17 protein-coding genes are annotated in these 17,708 nt (G+C 33.1%); 12 read left to right on the top strand and 5 right to left on the bottom strand.

The annotated features are described in order from the left end of the window. Positions 1–2: 2 nt before the first annotated feature. The 4 genes from ACH2BG_RS02995 to ACH2BG_RS02980 are packed head-to-tail and all read right to left on the bottom strand — an operon-like array spanning position 3 to position 3,923. Positions 3–1,478, bottom strand: a complete 1,476-nt coding sequence (locus ACH2BG_RS02995; RefSeq protein ID WP_395046252.1) for an ATP-binding protein — start codon at positions 1,476–1,478, stop codon at positions 3–5. After that, positions 1,479–2,021 (bottom strand): CopD family protein, encoded by a 543-nt coding sequence (locus ACH2BG_RS02990; RefSeq protein WP_395046251.1) that lies wholly within the window; start codon positions 2,019–2,021, stop codon positions 1,479–1,481. Between the two features lie 11 nt (positions 2,022–2,032). Continuing rightward, positions 2,033–3,052, bottom strand: coding sequence for a ferrochelatase (gene hemH / locus ACH2BG_RS02985; protein ID WP_395046250.1), 1,020 nt, complete (start codon positions 3,050–3,052; stop codon positions 2,033–2,035). Between the two features lie 4 nt (positions 3,053–3,056). Then, entirely contained in the window at positions 3,057–3,923 is an 867-nt protein-coding gene (locus ACH2BG_RS02980) for a helix-turn-helix transcriptional regulator (RefSeq protein WP_395046249.1), read from the bottom strand. Positions 3,924–4,152: 229 nt separating this feature from the next. Here ACH2BG_RS02980 and hemA point away from each other — a divergent pair, with 229 nt between their 5' ends. The 12 genes from hemA (at position 4,153) to ACH2BG_RS02920 (ending at position 14,771) form a co-directional block, all read left to right on the top strand. Further along, the gene (gene hemA, locus ACH2BG_RS02975; RefSeq protein ID WP_395046248.1) at positions 4,153–5,406 is read left to right on the top strand and encodes a glutamyl-tRNA reductase; all 1,254 of its coding nucleotides are present in this window, start codon (positions 4,153–4,155) and stop codon (positions 5,404–5,406) included. Next, the gene (hemC, locus tag ACH2BG_RS02970; RefSeq protein ID WP_395046247.1) at positions 5,406–6,329 is read left to right on the top strand and encodes a hydroxymethylbilane synthase; all 924 of its coding nucleotides are present in this window, start codon (positions 5,406–5,408) and stop codon (positions 6,327–6,329) included. The genes hemA and hemC overlap by 1 nt, the downstream gene beginning before the upstream one ends. Then, positions 6,329–6,994, top strand: a complete 666-nt coding sequence (locus ACH2BG_RS02965; RefSeq protein WP_395046246.1) for a uroporphyrinogen-III synthase — start codon at positions 6,329–6,331, stop codon at positions 6,992–6,994. Before hemC ends, ACH2BG_RS02965 begins: the two co-directional genes overlap by 1 nt. A 33-nt stretch (positions 6,995–7,027) precedes the next feature. After that, positions 7,028–8,053, top strand: a complete 1,026-nt coding sequence (gene hemE, locus ACH2BG_RS02960; protein WP_395046245.1) for a uroporphyrinogen decarboxylase — start codon at positions 7,028–7,030, stop codon at positions 8,051–8,053. A 5-nt stretch (positions 8,054–8,058) separates the two neighbouring features. Beyond that, positions 8,059–8,610, top strand: a complete 552-nt coding sequence (locus ACH2BG_RS02955) for a GNAT family N-acetyltransferase (RefSeq protein ID WP_395046244.1) — start codon at positions 8,059–8,061, stop codon at positions 8,608–8,610. After that, a complete protein-coding gene (gene hemF / locus ACH2BG_RS02950) occupies positions 8,600–9,502 on the top strand; it encodes an oxygen-dependent coproporphyrinogen oxidase (RefSeq protein ID WP_395046243.1) in 903 nt (300 codons plus the stop codon). Before ACH2BG_RS02955 ends, hemF begins: the two co-directional genes overlap by 11 nt. A 33-nt stretch (positions 9,503–9,535) precedes the next feature. Further along, positions 9,536–10,528: a porphobilinogen synthase gene (gene hemB, locus ACH2BG_RS02945; RefSeq protein WP_395046242.1), complete on the top strand. Its 993-nt coding sequence runs from the start codon at positions 9,536–9,538 to the stop codon at positions 10,526–10,528. Positions 10,529–10,530: 2 nt separating this feature from the next. Continuing rightward, positions 10,531–10,896, top strand: coding sequence for a c-type cytochrome (locus ACH2BG_RS02940; RefSeq protein ID WP_395046241.1), 366 nt, complete (start codon positions 10,531–10,533; stop codon positions 10,894–10,896). A gap of 52 nt (positions 10,897–10,948) precedes the next feature. Then, on the top strand, positions 10,949–11,419 hold the full coding sequence (locus ACH2BG_RS02935) for a methylated-DNA--[protein]-cysteine S-methyltransferase (RefSeq protein ID WP_395046240.1): 471 nt from the start codon (positions 10,949–10,951) through the stop codon (positions 11,417–11,419). Positions 11,420–11,525: 106 nt separating this feature from the next. After that, positions 11,526–12,239: a 3'-5' exonuclease gene (locus ACH2BG_RS02930; protein ID WP_395046239.1), complete on the top strand. Its 714-nt coding sequence runs from the start codon at positions 11,526–11,528 to the stop codon at positions 12,237–12,239. A 73-nt stretch (positions 12,240–12,312) separates the two neighbouring features. Continuing rightward, positions 12,313–13,752, top strand: coding sequence for a nucleoside recognition domain-containing protein (locus ACH2BG_RS02925; RefSeq protein ID WP_395046238.1), 1,440 nt, complete (start codon positions 12,313–12,315; stop codon positions 13,750–13,752). Positions 13,753–13,832: 80 nt separating this feature from the next. Further along, a complete protein-coding gene (locus ACH2BG_RS02920; protein ID WP_395046237.1) occupies positions 13,833–14,771 on the top strand; it encodes a leucine-rich repeat domain-containing protein in 939 nt (312 codons plus the stop codon). A 61-nt stretch (positions 14,772–14,832) separates the two neighbouring features. Here the strand turns inward: ACH2BG_RS02920 and ACH2BG_RS02915 are convergent, their stop codons facing one another. Next, complete coding sequence (locus tag ACH2BG_RS02915; protein ID WP_395046236.1) at positions 14,833–17,589, bottom strand: M4 family metallopeptidase; 2,757 nt, start codon at positions 17,587–17,589, stop codon at positions 14,833–14,835. Positions 17,590–17,708: the final 119 nt, after the last annotated feature.

Here is a 17,708-nt window from a genome sequence, read left to right as displayed (position 1 = left end):
ATTTATTGGTTTGTTATGGGTAATGATACTGTAAATGTTGTTCCTTTATTTATTTTAGAGTCAAAAGTAATTGTTCCATAATAATTTTCGATAATATTTTTTATAATTCCTAAACCTAATCCCATTCCACTAGATTTTGTGGTAAATTTTGGTTCAAAAATTCGATCGAAATCGGCAATCGCTATTCCTTTTCCGTTGTCTTTTACAGTAATTATAGCGTTGTTAGCTTCTTTATTTACCGAAACCAAAATTTTCTTAATTTCTTGTTCTTCGGGAATAGCTTGTGAGGCATTTTTAACCAAATTTGTAATAATTCTTATGAGTTGTGTTCTGTCTATTTTAGTAATAATTTCGGCTGAGCTCGAATTAAATTCAATAAAATCTTCATTAAAAATATCTAGTGATAATTTGACCACATCGACCACATTTATAGTTTCATTTTGTTGTGCTGGCATCGATGCAAAGTTAGAAAATGCTGAAGCTACGGCACTCATCGTGTCTATTTGCTGAATTATTGTTTTCGAATAATCATTTAGTTTTTGGCTTACGTTTGGATCTAAAGGATCAAATTTTCGCTGATAACTCTGTACCGTTAGTCGCATAGGAGTTAGCGGGTTTTTAATCTCGTGCGCCACTTGTTTTGCCATTTCTCGCCAAGCACCTTCTCGTTCGCTTTGTGCTAATTTGTTGGCACTTTCTTCTAGTTCATCAATCATATTGTTATATGATTTAACCAATTTATCTATTTCGTAACTGTTGCTAACCAATTCTATTTTCTTATTTTTTTCGGTTAGACTGGTTTTGGTTAATCTATTAGAAATTGTTTCTAAAGATTTGGTAATATATCGAGATAAATATAAGGCAATCCAGATAGAAATAATGAACATGCCAAGATATACGAATCCGAAAATGGTTAGGAATTTTTCTATCTCTTTTTGGTAAAATGTATTGTCTTCTTTATATGGAAGTCTTATGATTCCAATAGGATTGTTTTCGACATAATCCATTAAATAACTATACGAAAATTGAAATTTATTCCCTTTGCTTTCAGCAATATCTACATACCTGTTTTTTTTAGATTGCTTCACTTTAGTAAGAATCGAATCCGAAATGTTTGGAGAGATTTGCCCTTGAATCATTGGTGCATTCGAAGTTGTCAGTAATCTTCCGTTTAAATCATACATATCTATTTCGATATTATGAATGTCTGAAATTTCGAAAATTTTATCTTTAAATATCGATGGAATATTAAACGTAGTTAAAGGATGTGGTGTGATTGCTAACACGTACTGAAGGTGTTGTTTTATCTGATTTTCTTTATTTATGAGTAATTCTTGGTTGTATTCTTTACTTTCAATTTGAAAATGAATTAACGAAACTCCTGCAATTAAAATAGAAGATATCAGGGTAATAAGAATCATCGATAAAAAGATTCTTACACGCAATGACCAACTTTTAACTTTAAAAATGGAATTCATTTATTGATTTTTTTCTCTTATTCGTTTGTAAAACTTAAATCCCAGCATGATTATTATCGAAAATAAAAAGATTCCAATTACACCATAAATCCAGTTGAAAGCATTTTTTAAAATTACTAAAAAAACAATAGCAAACAAGATTAATGTGGCGCCTTCATTCCACAAACGCATAAAGTTTGAGGAATATTTGAATTCGTCTTTTTGCAATTGATTATAAATTTGATGACATTTTAAATGGTATAAAAACAAAAGGAAAACAAAGCCAAGCTTTACGTGCATCCAAGGCATTTGCAACCAAGCTGGCATCAAAATTAATAACCAAACAGCAAAAAATGTTGCTAAAATTGCACTTGGCCAAGTGATAATATACCACAAACGGTAAGTCATTATTTTGAATTGAGCAAGCAAAATTTCACGGTCAGGCGAAGGTTTTTCATTAGCTTCAATTTGATATACAAAGAAGCGAACAATATTAAACAATCCTACAAACCAAGTGATTACGAAAATTAAGTGTAGTGATTTTATGTAGTTGTAAATTTCCATTGTTAAATTTTTTAGTCTTTTTTCTTAAAATCCTTAACCCAATTCGCCACAACATCACACCATTCATCTCCATCATTCATACAAGGAATTGCTAGAAATTCTTCACCGCCATGTTCTTTAAACTGATGATCGGCTTCCATAGCAATTTCCTCTAATGTTTCTAGACAATCGGATACGAAAGCTGGTGTTACAACGGCTAATTTTTTGATGCCTTTTTCAGGCATTTTATTAATTTCAATATCAGTGTAAGGCTCTAACCATTTGTCGCCCGCCAATCGTGATTGAAAAGTCTGGCTGTATTTTCCTTCGGGAATTTCCAACAATTTCACAACCTGTTTTGTGGTTTCATAACACTGATGGCGGTAACAAAACTCGTGTGCTGGAGATGGTGTGTTGCAACATGAACCATCTATTTTACAATGTGATTTGGTAATATCAGTCTTGCGAATATGACGTTCTGGAATTCCATGATAAGAAAATAATAAATGATCGTAATCGTAACTGCCTAAATGTTTTTTTATGGAATTAGCTAAAGCTTTTGTATAATCTGGTTTATTATAAAAAGCGGGAACTATTGTAAACTTCATTTCAGGAAAATGTTTCTTGCGAAGTTCTTCTGCCAAAACTAAAATTGTTGTTGTAGACGCCATTGCATGTTGCGGATACAATGGAAAAAGCATCACGTCGGTAACTCCTTTATCCTTTAGCTCTTGCAAGCCTTTTAGGATTGTCATTGTTCCGTAACGCATCGCTAAGGAAACAGGAACGTCTGTTAGAGCTTGAACTTTTTTGTGCATTTTTTTCGAAATCACAATAAGCGGCGAACCTTCGGGTGTCCAAATTTTAGCATACGCTTCGGCCGATTTTTCAGGTCTTTTTCTTAAAATAATCCCACGAACTAATAATGCTCTTAGTAAATACGGAACATCAATCACGTATTTGTCCATCAAAAATTCATCTAAATATGGCTTAACATCTTTTGCTGTTGGGCTTTCTGGCGAACCTAGATTTACTAATAAAACTCCTTTCATCTTTTTATAAACTTTTTTCTAATAAATATTTTTTTGGTGTTGTGGCAAACTTTTTCTTGAAAGCAGCTATAAAATGACTGCCTGTGCTGTAACCGATTTTTAACCCAACTTCATTTACATTATACGAGCCAGAATCTAATAATTTTCGAGCTTGTTCCATTTTGTAATCAAACAAAAAACCATAAACCGTATCGCCATATATTTGCTTGAAACCCATTTTTAGTTTCTTTAAATTTAAACCAATTTCATCAGCTAATTCTTGTAATCCTGGCGGTTCAGCCATATTAGCAATAATAATTTCTTTGGCTTTTTTTATTTTTAAAACATTTTCTTCATCAATCAAAAACGGACATTGCTCGGCATTTGGATCTTCGGAACGGTTAAAAAATAAACTCAACAACTCGTAACCTTTTCCTTTATAATACAGATTTTTTATTGATGGATTCAAATTGTAATGAAACATTTGATTTAAAACAATTGCCATTGATGGAGAAATGTTTTCTTCGCCATAATATTTTTTGTCTCTATTTTCATCACTCAAAAACGGAATATGCTCGGTATCAGTAGAAAATAAACCATGAAACTTTCTGATAGAAACTAATATAGAAATCAACCATGATTTTGGTCCAATTTCTAGGTGCAACGGCAATTCTTTTTGTGGGTTATAAAACAACAATGACTTTTCTTCTTTCAAGTCTAAAGTGTAATTTCCTTGATTGAAGATAAATTTTGCATTGCCTTTTAATCCGAAATGAAACTGAATCAACCCGTTATTTACCTGACGTTCAAAGGAAATCATCTCATCTGTGTCATTCTGAAAACGAATTAAAATAAAATCATCATCAATCTTTATTTCTTCAGGTGAACTCATAGCGATGTTTTTTTATTAGTTTTTGATGAAATTATATTTTATTTATTTAGAATTGTTCTAAATAAATAATTTCATATGCCTTGATTTTAATACAAAAATAAGAGAAATAACGATAAAAATCTATTTTTTAAAGTAAAATTCTCATAGCGACACAAATTGACCTTCTAGCGTTACTTTTATAAATTGTATAATAATACTTTTGTGTAACTTTTTGAATGAAGTGACAATTATGGAGAACAATACAATTTCGAAGCACACTTCTTTTTATGCCATTGGCCTAAATTACAAAAAAGCTGATGCCGAGATGCGTGGTAAATTTAGTATTGATGCACAATCTAAATCGAACTTATTACAACAAGCAAAAATCGAAGGAATAGAAAGTCTAATCGTTACTTCGACCTGCAACAGAACCGAAATTTACGGTTTTGCCCAACATCCGTTTCAACTTATTAAATTACTTTGCGAGAACTCGAAAGGAACAGTTGAGGATTTTCAGAAAGTGGCTTACGTATATAAAAATCAAGAAGCCATTTCTCATTTGTTTAAAGTGGGAACTGGTTTAGACAGTCAGATTCTTGGTGATTTCGAAATTATTAGCCAAATAAAAATTGCCTTTACAGAGAGTAAAGCTTTAGATCTTGCCAATTCTTTTATGGAAAGATTGGTAAATGCAGTCATTCAGGCCAGTAAAAGAATAAAAACAGATACCGAAATTTCATCGGGAGCAACTTCAGTTTCGTTTGCATCGGTTCAATACATTATGAAAAATGTAGAAAATATTGGCGAAAAAAATATTTTGCTTTTTGGTACAGGGAAAATAGGAAGAAATACTTGCGAAAATTTAGTAAAACATTCTAAAAACGAGCATATAACTTTAATAAATCGAACGAAAGATAAAGCAGAAAAATTAGCTGGAAAACTTAATTTGATTGTAAAAGATTATGCCGATTTACATATCGAATTACAAAAAGCAGATGTTCTCGTTGTAGCCACTGGCGCACAAAATCCAACAATAGACAAAGCTATTTTAAATCTTAAAAAACCATTATTGATTTTAGATTTATCGATTCCGAAAAATGTAAATATTAATGTGAATGAATTAGAAAATGTAACACTCGTGCATTTAGATGATTTATCTCAAATTACCGATGAAACTCTCGAGAACAGAAAGCAGCACATTCCTGCTGCCGAAGCCATTATCGAAGAAATAAAAGACGAATTTACAGCTTGGATGAACGGTCGAAAATATGCTCCGACAATTCATGCACTCAAAGCAAAATTAAATACGATTAAAGAAAAAGAGCTGACCTTTCAAAGAAAAAAATTATCAAATTTCGATGAAGAACAAGCGGAACTCATTAGTAATCGTATTATTCAAAAGATAACCAATCATTTTGCCAATCATCTCAAAGACGAAGAAACAATGGTCGACGAAAGCATCGATTGGATTCAGAAAGTTTTCCAAATAGAAAAAGCCAAATAATGACTAAAATAATTCGCATAGGAACTCGTGATAGTGAATTAGCACTTTGGCAAGCACATCATGTCGAGAAAATGTTAAATGATTTAGGCTATAAAACAAAAATTGTAGCTGTAAAATCTCAAGGAGATATTATTCTCGACAAACCACTTTACGAACTCGGAATAACGGGAATTTTCACAAAAACACTCGATATAGCTATGATAAATGGTGATATTGATATTGCTGTGCATTCTATGAAAGACGTTCCAACCGCTCTACCACAAGGAATCGTGCAAGCAGCCGTTTTAGAAAGAGCCAATGAAAAAGATATTTTAGTATATAATAATAATCTCGATTTTCTTGATAGTGATGCAACAATAGCAACCGGAAGTTTGCGAAGACAAGCCCAATGGTTGCACAAATACCCGAATCATACTGTTGTCGATTTGCGCGGCAATGTAAACACACGAATGCAAAAACTGAAAGATAACAATTGGAATGGAGCAGTTTTTGCCGCTGCAGGTTTAGAAAGAATAAACTTAAAACCGGAAAATTATATCAATCTAGATTGGATGATTCCCGCGCCAGCACAAGGAGCAATGATGGTTGTTGCTATGGGAAATGACAGTTATTGTTTAGATGCTTTAGCACAACTTAATCATGTTGAAACTGAAATAACAACCTATATCGAACGTCAGTTTTTACGAACTTTAGAAGGGGGTTGTACTGCGCCAATTGGAGCTTTTGCAGAATTTAACGAAAAAGATGAAACAATCCATTTTCAAGGAGTTTTATTTTCTTTAGACGGAAGTGAGAAAATAGAAGTGAATAAAATAGTCGAAATCCAAGAATGGAAAAAACTAGGCTATCACGCTGCTCAAGAAATTTTTGAAAACGGCGGTATAAAATTGATGGAATCGATAAAAGAAAAACTAAAAAAATAATGAGTGCTCAAATCAAAATATTATCTACAAAAATACTGTCAAACATTCAGAAAGAAGCCTTGGTAAACGCCGATTTTAATGTCATTGAAGCTGATTTTATTAAAACAGAACACCAAGATTTTGATTTAAAAAACATTAAAGACAATTTAATTTTTACCAGTCAAAATGCCGTTCACAGCATTTTGCAACATCCAAAATGTGAAGAACTAAAAACAAAACCTGTTTTTTGTGTTGGATTAAAAACAAAAATTTTATTATCTGAAAATGGTTTTAATGTCGATGTTTACACAGGTTACGCTTCCGATTTATCCGAAATCATTACCTTAATTCACAGCAGTGACAGCTTTACTTTTTTCAGCGGAAACTTACGTAGAGAAATGTTGCCTCAAACTTTAAAAGAAGCAGGAGTAGATTTTAATGAGATTAAAGTTTACGAAACAACTCTCACGCCTCAAAAAATAAAAGATACCGTAGAAGTTCTATTGTTTTTTAGTCCATCCGGAGTAGAAAGTTATTTGAAAGACAACACAATCAAAAAAGAAACGTGTTTTTGCATTGGAGAAACCACCGCAGAAGCCTTACAAAAAATTACAAAAAACATCATCATTGCCGAAAACCCAACTATCGAAGATGTGATTGAAGAATGTATTAACGAATATAAATAATAAATAAACCTGGTCAGGTCTAACAATAAAAAAATGATTAAAAACGACTTATTTCTAAAAGCATTAAAAGGAGAAACCGTTCAACGTCCACCAGTTTGGATGATGCGTCAAGCAGGAAGATATTTACCGGAATTTATCGCTTTGCGTGACAAATATGATTTCTTTACCCGTTGTCAAACCCCAGAATTAGCAGCCGAAATCACCGTGCAACCTATTCGTAGAATTGCTCCAGATGCCGCCATTTTATTTTCAGATATTTTGGTCGTGCCACAAGCCATGGGAATTGAAGTGTTAATGAAAGAAAATGTTGGTCCATTTTTACCAAATCCTATTCGTACAATTCAAGATGTAGAAAGAGTCATTGTTCCAGATGTTCACGAAACATTGGGTTATGTTTTTGATGCTATAAAACTGACCAAACAAATGCTAAATGATGAAGTTCCGCTAATTGGTTTTGCGGGTTCACCATGGACAATTATGTGCTATGCCGTTGAAGGACAAGGGTCTAAAAGTTTTGATAAAGCCAAAGGATTTTGCTTCACACATCCAGAAGCAGCGCACGTTTTATTGCAAAAAATTACAGATACAACAATCGCATATTTAATAGAAAAAGTGAAAGCTGGTTGTAATGCTATTCAGATTTTCGATTCTTGGGGCGGTATGTTATCCCCAGTAGATTATCAGGAATTCTCGTGGAAATACATCAATCAAATCGTCGAAGCATTGGCAGATATTACACCTGTTATTGTTTTCGGAAAAGGATGTTGGTTTGCTCTTGGCGATATGGGAAAAAGTAAAGCATCGGCACTTGGTGTAGATTGGACTTGTTCGCCACGAAACGCAAGATATTTGTCTGGTGGAAACATCACATTACAAGGTAATTTTGATCCAAGTCGTTTGCTTTCGCCAATTCCTGTGATTAAAAAAATGGTACATGAAATGATTAATGAATTCGGTAAAGACAAATACATCGTAAATCTAGGTCACGGTATTTTGCCAAATATTCCTGTAGATCACGCCAAAGCATTTGTTGATGCGGTGAAAGAATATAATCAATAACAAAAATGAAATTCACTAACTGGAAACTCGAAAAAATAGAAAATATTCTTGCCGAAGAATTTTTTAATTTGATTGATAGAAATAGAAATCATATAGGTAAAACATTTCCAGTTACTGTTTCAAATTGTATCGATTTAGAAAAAACAGCAAAATTTATTACTAATAATATTCAAATCGAGAAACAAAAAACGGGTTATTATTTCTATATCAGAAATTTAGAAATTAATGATTTAATAGGATATATCTGTATTAAAAAAATAGATTTCAATATTTCTAAATGCGAATTAGCCTATTTTATTGACAAAGATTTCGAAGGAAAAGGAATCATTTCAAAAGCAGTTTTAGATGTTATTACTATTTGTTTTAAAGAATTATTTATGAATAAAATTTTTATCTGCACTTCAAAAATTAATTTTGGAAGTCAAAGAATCGCTTTAAAACAAGGTTTTATTCAGGAAGGGATTTTGCGTGAGGAATTCAAAAGTAACGAAGGAATCCTAGAAGATATTATTTATTTTGGGTTGCTGAAATCAGATTATATTAAAGATGAAAAATAAATTTTACACTTACATAGAAAACCTTCAAGACCAAATCTGTAAAGGATTAGAATCCGTTGAAGGAAAAGCAAAATTTCGTGAAGACATTTGGGAACGTCCTGAAGGCGGTGGAGGAAGAACTCGTGTGATAGAAAACGGAAATGTTATCGAAAAAGGTGGTGTAAACATTTCGGCAGTTCATGGTAAATTGCCTGAAGCCATGCAAAAAATGTTTAAAGTTGGCGAAGCAGATTTCTTTGCTTGCGGATTAAGTTTAGTCATTCATCCAAAAAATCCAATGGCGCCAACAGTTCATGCTAACTGGCGTTATTTCGAAATGTATGACGAAAACGGAAACGTAATCAATTCGTGGTTTGGCGGCGGACAAGATCTCACGCCTTATTACTTGTTTGAAGAAGATGCGATTCATTTTCATCAAACGTGTAAAACAGCTTGCGACAAACATAACTCAGCCTTTTATCCAAAATATAAAAAACAATGTGATGAATATTTTTGGAACGCGCACCGAAACGAAGCGCGAGGCATTGGCGGATTATTTTTTGATTATTGCAAAAAGACAGAAGATATGTCTATGGAAGATTGGTACAATTTTGTAACCGAAGTTGGAAATAGTTTCGTTGATGCTTATGCTCCAATTTTAGAGAAAAGAAAAGATTTACCGTATACTCCTGAACAAAGAACTTGGCAAGAAATTCGTCGTGGTCGTTATGTCGAATTTAATTTGGTTCACGATAAAGGCACACTTTTCGGACTAAAAACCAATGGAAGAATCGAAAGTATATTAATGAGTTTACCTCCACATGTGCAATGGCATTATGACTATCATCCAGAAGTTGGAAGCGAAGAAGAAAAATTAATCAAAGTATTAGAAAAACCAATTGATTGGATTTAATCATCCATTATTAATTATAAATCATCATTTACTATGTTTCCATTACAAAGAGGCAGAAGATTACGAGTAAACGAAAGTATTCGTTCATTAGTTCGCGAAACAACATTAAGTCCACAAGATTTTATGTTTCCAATGTTTATTACAGAAGGTGAAAACGTAAAAGTAGAAATCCCTTCCATGTTTGGAATTTATCGTCGTTCTATCGATTTAACAGTCGAAGAAGTGAAAGAAATATTCGCTTTGGGAATTCGTGCAGTAAACATTTATGTAAAAGTTGATGAATCTCTAAAAGACAATACAGGAAAAGAAGCCTGGAATCCTGATGGATTGATGCAAAGAGCCATCAAAGCCATCAAAACTGCTTGTCCAGAAATGATTGTTATGCCAGATGTGGCTTTAGATCCATATTCTATTTACGGTCACGACGGAATTATTGCAAATGGTGATATTGCCAATGATGCAACCAATGAAGCGTTAGTAAAAATGGCAGTTTCTCATGCTCAGGCTGGAGCCGATTTTGTTGCGCCTTCCGACATGATGGACGGACGTGTATTGCGTTTGCGTCAAGGTTTAGATACTGCTGGCTTTCATAATGTGGGAATTATGAGTTATTCGGCTAAATATGCTTCGGCATTTTACGGGCCATTTCGTGATGCATTAGACAGTGCACCTGTTGATAATGCTGAAATTCCGAAAGACAAAAAAACCTATCAAATGGATTATGCCAATCGCATCGAAGCCATCAAAGAAGCATTAATGGATGTTGAAGAAGGTGCCGATATGGTGATGGTAAAACCAGGGATCGCCTATTTAGACATCGTTCGTGAAGTTAAAAATGCCGTGAATGTTCCGGTAACTGTTTTCCATGTTTCGGGAGAATATGCCATGATAAAAGCTGCTTCCGAAAGAGGTTGGCTCGACCACGACAAAGTCATGATGGAACAATTAATGTGTATCAAAAGAGCTGGAGCGAGTTTAATTTCTACTTATTTTGCTAAAGAAGCAGCAATACTTTTAAATCAATAATAATGAAGAAATTATTTTTATTGAGTTGCTTTTTTCTATTGCTAGGTTGTAAAAATCAAGAAACAGAAGAAACTAGTCCCAAAAATCAATCTTCATCAGAACTTGGGAAAGAATTATTTGAAGGGAAAGGAAATTGTGTAGCTTGTCATCAAGTCGATCAAAAAATTATTGGCCCAAGTATTCAAGACATTGCAAAAATTTATAAAGCTAAAAATGGGAATATCATCGATTTCTTAAAAAACGATGCAAATCCGCTTGTAGATCCTAGTCAATATGAGGTAATGAAAACAAATTTTGCTATCACAAAATCAATGACTGACGAAGAATTGAAAGGTTTGGAAACTTATATTCTAAGTTTTTCGAAATAAAATCAAATCATCTTCGGATGATTTTTTTGTTTAAAATCATTATATTTAGAGCATGAATACAGTCTTTATAAATTCGCCATTAGGCATTACAAAAATAGAAGGAGACGAAAACGGAATTGCTGTGATTTCTGTTTTATCTGAAGGAGAAATTTCTATTGAAATTCCTTTAGAACTAGAAGAAGCCGTAAATCAACTCCGCGACTATTTCGACGGAAAAAGAACTGATTTTACTTTTAAGCTCAATCCCAAAGGAACCGATTTTCAACAAAAAGTTTGGCAGGAATTAGGCAATATTCCTTTCGGGAAAACTATGTCTTATCTCGATTTAGCTAAAAAATTAGGTGACCCAAAAGTGATTCGTGCAGCAGCATCGGCAAATGGCAAAAACCCACTTTGGATTGTTGTTCCGTGTCATCGCGTCATTGGAACCGATGGTTCGCTTACTGGTTATGCTGGCGGTTTGTGGCGCAAAAAATGGTTGTTAGAACACGAAAATCCAACAAATCAGCAAAGTTTATTTTAGGCTAGACCTTTTAGATTGTAAGAAATTTAGACTATCTTAGATTTTTAAAAATTTCAGATTTAACAATTCAAATTAAGTATGTCTGAAAATCTAAGAAGTCTAAATTATGATTGAAAAAATAAACCTCAACAACATACTTTTCCTAGATATAGAAACCGTTCCTGAAGAAGAAAATTTCAATTCGCTTGATGATGAAATGAAACAACTTTGGGAGCTAAAAACACAATACCAGCGCAAAGAGGATTTTTCGGGTGAAGAATTTTATGATAGAGCAGGAATTTGGGCTGAGTTTGGAAAAATTATTTGTATTTCTGTGGGTTATTTTACGATAAAACGAGATATTCGAAACTTTAGAGTGACTTCGTTTTTTGGTGAAGAAAAGAAAATTTTACACGATTTTATTAATTTATTAAACAATCATTTCAACCAACCGCAACATGTTTTATGTGGTCATAATGCAAAGGAATTCGACATTCCGTTTATTGCTCGACGCATGATTATCAATCAAATTTCGATTCCAAACAAGTTGAATTTATTTGGGAAAAAACCTTGGGAAATTCCGCATTTAGACACTTTAGAATTATGGAAATTTGGCGATTATAAACATTTCACTTCTTTGAAATTGATGTGTAAAGTGTTAGGAATCCCTTCTCCAAAAGGAGATATTGATGGTTCGCAAGTAGGTCATGTTTTTTATGTAGAAAAAGACATTGACCGAATTGTAACTTATTGTGAAAAAGACACCATTGCTGTTGCTCAGATTTTCTTACGATTGCGAAGAGAAGATTTATTAATTGAAGAAGAGATTATTCACGTTTAATATTTAAATTATTGTCATTGTAATTGATTATTGCAATTGACATTGATTTATTACATTTACAAAAAACAAAATTATGGTATTGAGTAGATTTTGGTTAACTATTTTTATTTCTTCAATTGTATTTGTTGTGTTCAGTTTGTTTGCTGGTAACAGTTACACAATTGATTATGTTTTGAACGGGAAAAAAGATGATCCCATTTTAATATCTGAAAAATACTTAAACCAAATTCCAAAATTTGTAAAAGACAGTATCGAAAAAGCACCTGAGATGACCATGGTGATAAATCGTGATACGATAAACGCCGATACGACTTACGTTTATAAAAGTAAAACGGTAAAAATATATAGTGGTATTCAAAAATCAGATGGTTTATTGCCAACATGTAAAAGTACTTTGTTAGATTTAATTATTCCGCTTATTGCTTATTTGGCTTTTTTCTGTGGATTAATGGAGCTTTTAATCATTTCCGGAGCCTCTGGAAAATTAGCTAAAGCATTGAGTCCAGTTTTTGTAAAAGTGTTTCCCAGTATCCCAAAAAACCATCCGTCGATATCCTATATGACCTTGAATTTTGCTGCCAATTTCTTAGGATTAGATTCTGCTGCAACTCCTTTTGGTCTAAAAGCCATGGAGAGTTTACAAGAAATAAATCCAGAGAAAGACAAAGCCAGTGATGCACAAATTATGTTCATGTGTCTGCATGCTTCAGGTCTTACTTTAATCGCTACTTCTATTATAGGATACCGTGCTGCTGCTAATGCAAGCAATCCTGCTGATGTGATGTTGCCTTGTATTATCACTTCATTTATTGGTACGATTGCAGCCTTTTTAATTGTTGGAGTTAAACAAAAAATTAATTTCAAAAGTGCTTCTTTGGTTATTGTATTGATGACATTAATAGCTGGAATTGTTGGTTTGTTGATGTATGTAAATCATTTGGATTTAATTGGAAAAAACTATTTTACCTCTAATCTTTCTGCTTTAATATTAATTGGAATTATTGCTTTTACCTTGATTTTTTCATTTATAAATGAGAAGAAATTTTCTGCCGCAAGTACAACTGTGTTTGACTCTTTTGTAGTAGGAGCAAATAATGGTGTAAAAACTGGAGTAACTATTTTTCCTTATGTAATGGGTATGTTAGTTGCTATTTCTTTGTTTAGAAACAGTGGTTTATTTGAAATTATTAGCAATTGGATCGCTTTCATTTTTTCTAATATGGGAGTAAGTAAGCAAATTACGGATGCCTTACCAGTTGCATTACTTCGTCCCTTTAGCTCTGCGGGGTCGCGTGGGTTTTTGATTGACTCGATGAATACTTTTGGTGCGGATTCCTTAACGGCAAGATTGAGTAGTATTTTTCAATGTAGTGCCGAAAGTACTTTTTATGTAATAGCAGTTTATTTTGGTTCAGTAAATATTAAAAACACTCGTTATGCCCTAGGAACGATGCTTTTAGTGGATTTAATTTGTGTGATTACGGCTATTTTTGTGGCGAGCTGGTTTTTTTAATCTTTTTTATTAAATAACTGTCCCATTTTCAGAATCTTATCTAAAGATTACTATTTTTGTAATCCCAAATTTAGTGAAATATGAAAACCCTAAAAAATGTACTTTTATTAGTGTTGTTTGGTTGCGTAGCTTTTTCTGTAAATGCGCAAGAAGCAGAAAGTCGTTCTATGACCGAAATCATGAACGCGCCAAATCCCGAAAAATACAAAGAGCTTAATTTAAACAACCGAAATCTCACGAAACTTCCTGTCGAAATTGGTCGATTTGTAAACATTGAAAAACTGTGGATAAACTATAATAATCTTCAGTCGTTGCCTTTTGAAATTGGGAAACTAACTAAATTGAGGGAACTATATATCAACAATAATTTGTTTTTAAAATTCCCTATCGAACTTGGTAAAGTAACCAGTTTAGAAAGGTTAGAGTTTCAAAAAAATAAAATGGAAGTTATTTCTCCCTATATTGGAAAATTATCAAAACTAAAAAAACTCAACTTAAGTAATAATAAAATCGAAGCTCTTCCTGTCGAAATTGGCAATCTAAGAAACTTAACTGAACTTATTTTATTTGATAACAAAATAACGGAAATCCCTTTAGAAATAGGCGCTTTATCTAAACTAAAGGTTTTAAATTTAGAAAAAAATAATGTTGGAGTCTTGCCTTCGGAAGTTGGTAGTTTGTCTGAATTGACAATTATTAACCTGAAAGGGAATTTGATACAAGTTGTTCCTATAGAACTTGGAAACCTAATAAATCTAAAAATTCTAAATTTAGAAAAAAATCAAATTAGAAAATTTCCTGTCGAACTTTGTAAGTTAACTAACTTAACATTGTTAGATTTAGACGGAAATTTAATTAAAACTCTTCCTCCAGAAATTGTAAATTTTATTAATATGAAAGAGCTTTATTTAGGTGTTAATCCTTGGGTAAGTTTTCCAGAAACTACTTATCCTTTTTTAGAAAGCCTAGAATTTGGACAATCAGAAGGTGTTAGAAAACTGATTAAAACTAAAATATAATCTTTACTAATAAAAAATGCCTCACGATTTGTGAGGCATTTTAGTTTTAATATAAATGAATTTATTTCTTAACGAACTTTTTAGTTATCGTTTTCTCTCCATCATTTACTTCAAAAATATAAAGTCCTGATTCAAGATTAGAAACGCTAATTTCATTTTCATTAAGGCTTCCAGATTTCACTTCTTGTCCAATCATACTGTAAATTCTATAGGTTGCTTTTCTGTTATCAATCATAGAAACATTCAATACATTTTCTACCGGATTAGGATATAAATTGAAAGATAAAACCTCAGCAGCATTATTTACTTCGGTTGTTGCAGTAATAGCTAAAGACGCAGTAATGTTTACCGTGTAATCTTCCACTTGACCGTAACTTAAAGTTTCACAAGAAGTTGGAATTCCGTTATATTTCATAGAAACTCTCATTCTTGTTGCTCCTAATAAAGCAGTTGCGGGAATAGTTATTGATCCAGTTGCAGATGTTGCTGTCGATGTTGCTTTAGAAAAAACCAATTCACCAGCATCTGTAAACAATCCGTTTTTGTTATAATCTATCCAAACTGCATAACCTTCAGAATAAACTGTCGATGTCCAAGATGGTGTAATCGTGATAGTTTTTGCAACTCCTCTAACCGCATTTGTAGAAAGTGCTGTAAAATTTTCGTATCCAGCTGTACCAGTTGAAGTATTACTTATTGTTCCGAAAACAACTTTGCTTATTTTTTCATCGGCAGTACTATTACTTGTTGATGCACAATAAGTAACCGCAGAACCTGCAAGAGTTGTTACATTTACCGTATTACTTGAAGCGGATAAGTTTCCAGCAGCATCTTTTGCCTTTACAGAAAAAGTATAAGCTGTTGATGCTGTAAGTCCTGTAACTGCATAAGATGTTGTTGTTACAGTTGCTTTAAGAGTCGTTCCTTGGTAAACATTATATCCTGTTACTGCAACATTGTCTGTTGAAGCTGTCCAAGATAAGTTTGTTGAAGTTGAAGTTGTACCTGAAGCCACTAAACTAGCTGGTGTAGAAGGTACTGTTGTATCGGTAGAACCAGCATATGCAGCGCCAATTCCTACGGCATAAAATGCATTTGTTGTTGCAATAACTTCGGCAGAACCTGCTCCGTATAAATCAATTGCTGATTGAATTCCAGATGTTCTTGCATTAGCATAAGTCGAATTTGCTGTTAAGTAAACAGTCTCTAAACGATAAGCAATTTTGGCCGCTTTAGCAATTGTTATTCCTGTAACATTAAAAGCACTTCCGATATCATTAGTTCCTGATTTTCCAACTGATAGGATATAAAACCAATGATTTAAAACACCTGAATTTGTATGTACTCCTCCAGAATCCGCAGTTCCTGAATACCAACTTGTTCCTTTATATGTATCTGGCTGACCTTCCGCATTTGGATTACTCATAGAACGCAATGCTAGATGGCCAGATCTTCTTTCGATATCTTCTCCTATTAACCAAGTAGATTTTGTTGGTGCAGCGTTATATTCGATACAAGCTCCCCAAATATCTGAAAATGCTTCATTCATTGCGCCTGATTCATTTTGGTATGTTAAGTTTGCTGTATACGAACAAACTGCGTGTCCAATTTCGTGTCCAGCAACATCCAATGCAGTTAGAACATCAAAACCTCCCGTTCCGCTTCCATCACCATAAGTCATTACACTACCATTCCAGAAAGCATTGTTGTTGTCAGGATATCCAGCAGCTATTAAATTATAATGTACATAACTTTTTATTTTTGCTCCTGCATTATCATAACTATTTCTACCGTGAACAGCTGAAAAATAATCATATGTTTTTTCGGCTCCCCAATGTGCATCTAGCGCTCCATTGTCTTTATTTGTATTATTAAATTCGGTAGCAGTCCAGTTGTTATCTACATCAGTAAAATTAGTTGTTGGATAAGTAGCTGTTCTTGCTGAATTATAGGTTTGAACCCCATTACCACGAGTGTTGTCCGATAATATATAAGAAGATCCACTTAATAAAGTTTGAATAGATTGTGTTCCACTATAACGAGTAGCTGCATTTGCTGCTACTAAAGCTATATTTGAATTGTTACTTTTAGTGTTTTTTTCAGTTGTAGCACTCGATTTACCACCATGGCTATATTCACCTAAATGCTTGATGGTTGCATTGTAAAATAAACGTTCTCCAGTATTAGCATCAATATATAAATCGCCGCGACTTATTGGATTTGTAGCATAGATATCAAATTTATAAGCCAAACGTAAATTATCTGTAGTTCTTTTTTGTGATTGGTCTTGTATAACAGGCAATAAAACCAACTCGCCTTGTGGTTTTTGATAACCTATATTGTCTGCATCAGCTTTGTTTTCCCACAAATAATGTTTGGCTCCAGTATAAGCTATCGCTTTATTAAAAGCAGCTTGAGCCGACATTGACGGCGCTATGTTTACATTATTAATGTTATAAAACTCACCACTCATAGAAGCTATTTTACCGTTTTTTGAGTGTAGTGTGTAGGTTGAAAACTCTACTTTAATTCCTTCGTGAAATAATTGAAATTTTTCGTGAGTAAACCCTTCAGGATCTGATTCATTTTTAATTCGAGAAAATGACTCGTTTTGTTTTAGACCTAATTGATCTCTAAAAACTTGTTGAAAATCTGAACTTTTATAAGCAGATTCTTCGTTGAATGTAATCAGGTTTGGCAAACCGTTTTCGCCTAAAGATTTCTGATTTACATTTTTATCCGTTTCTTGAGCGAAACTGGATAGCGCAAATAAGGACATTGCAAACACTGAGGCAATGCCTCCAAATTGTTTTTTCATAATTATTTGTTTTTGGTTGGTTAACTAACATTTCAAAGCAATTGGTTTAGGTTGCTTTTTGTTGAAATGCTCGGCAAACTTAACAAATAATTATTAATTATTTAACCTTTTGTAAATTA

The organism is Flavobacterium sp., from assembly GCF_043779715.1.
In the GTDB taxonomy this organism is placed as follows: domain Bacteria; phylum Bacteroidota; class Bacteroidia; order Flavobacteriales; family Flavobacteriaceae; genus Flavobacterium.
This window is presented reverse-complemented; position numbering and strand designations above follow the sequence as displayed.

Excerpts from the sequence above, each read along its gene's own strand:
- ACH2BG_RS02995 (WP_395046252.1), bottom strand. The coding sequence starts at position 1,478 with ATGAATTCCATTTTTAAAGTTAAAAGTTGGTCATTGCGTGTAAGAATC.
- ACH2BG_RS02990 (WP_395046251.1), bottom strand. The coding sequence starts at position 2,021 with ATGGAAATTTACAACTACATAAAATCACTACACTTAATTTTCGTAATC.
- hemH (WP_395046250.1), bottom strand. The coding sequence starts at position 3,052 with ATGAAAGGAGTTTTATTAGTAAATCTAGGTTCGCCAGAAAGCCCAACA.
- ACH2BG_RS02980 (WP_395046249.1), bottom strand. The coding sequence starts at position 3,923 with ATGAGTTCACCTGAAGAAATAAAGATTGATGATGATTTTATTTTAATT.
- hemA (WP_395046248.1), top strand. The coding sequence starts at position 4,153 with ATGGAGAACAATACAATTTCGAAGCACACTTCTTTTTATGCCATTGGC.
- hemC (WP_395046247.1), top strand. The coding sequence starts at position 5,406 with ATGACTAAAATAATTCGCATAGGAACTCGTGATAGTGAATTAGCACTT.
- ACH2BG_RS02965 (WP_395046246.1), top strand. The coding sequence starts at position 6,329 with ATGAGTGCTCAAATCAAAATATTATCTACAAAAATACTGTCAAACATT.
- hemE (WP_395046245.1), top strand. The coding sequence starts at position 7,028 with ATGATTAAAAACGACTTATTTCTAAAAGCATTAAAAGGAGAAACCGTT.
- ACH2BG_RS02955 (WP_395046244.1), top strand. The coding sequence starts at position 8,059 with ATGAAATTCACTAACTGGAAACTCGAAAAAATAGAAAATATTCTTGCC.
- hemF (WP_395046243.1), top strand. The coding sequence starts at position 8,600 with ATGAAAAATAAATTTTACACTTACATAGAAAACCTTCAAGACCAAATC.
- hemB (WP_395046242.1), top strand. The coding sequence starts at position 9,536 with ATGTTTCCATTACAAAGAGGCAGAAGATTACGAGTAAACGAAAGTATT.
- ACH2BG_RS02940 (WP_395046241.1), top strand. The coding sequence starts at position 10,531 with ATGAAGAAATTATTTTTATTGAGTTGCTTTTTTCTATTGCTAGGTTGT.
- ACH2BG_RS02935 (WP_395046240.1), top strand. The coding sequence starts at position 10,949 with ATGAATACAGTCTTTATAAATTCGCCATTAGGCATTACAAAAATAGAA.
- ACH2BG_RS02930 (WP_395046239.1), top strand. The coding sequence starts at position 11,526 with ATGATTGAAAAAATAAACCTCAACAACATACTTTTCCTAGATATAGAA.
- ACH2BG_RS02925 (WP_395046238.1), top strand. The coding sequence starts at position 12,313 with ATGGTATTGAGTAGATTTTGGTTAACTATTTTTATTTCTTCAATTGTA.
- ACH2BG_RS02920 (WP_395046237.1), top strand. The coding sequence starts at position 13,833 with ATGAAAACCCTAAAAAATGTACTTTTATTAGTGTTGTTTGGTTGCGTA.
- ACH2BG_RS02915 (WP_395046236.1), bottom strand. The coding sequence starts at position 17,589 with ATGAAAAAACAATTTGGAGGCATTGCCTCAGTGTTTGCAATGTCCTTA.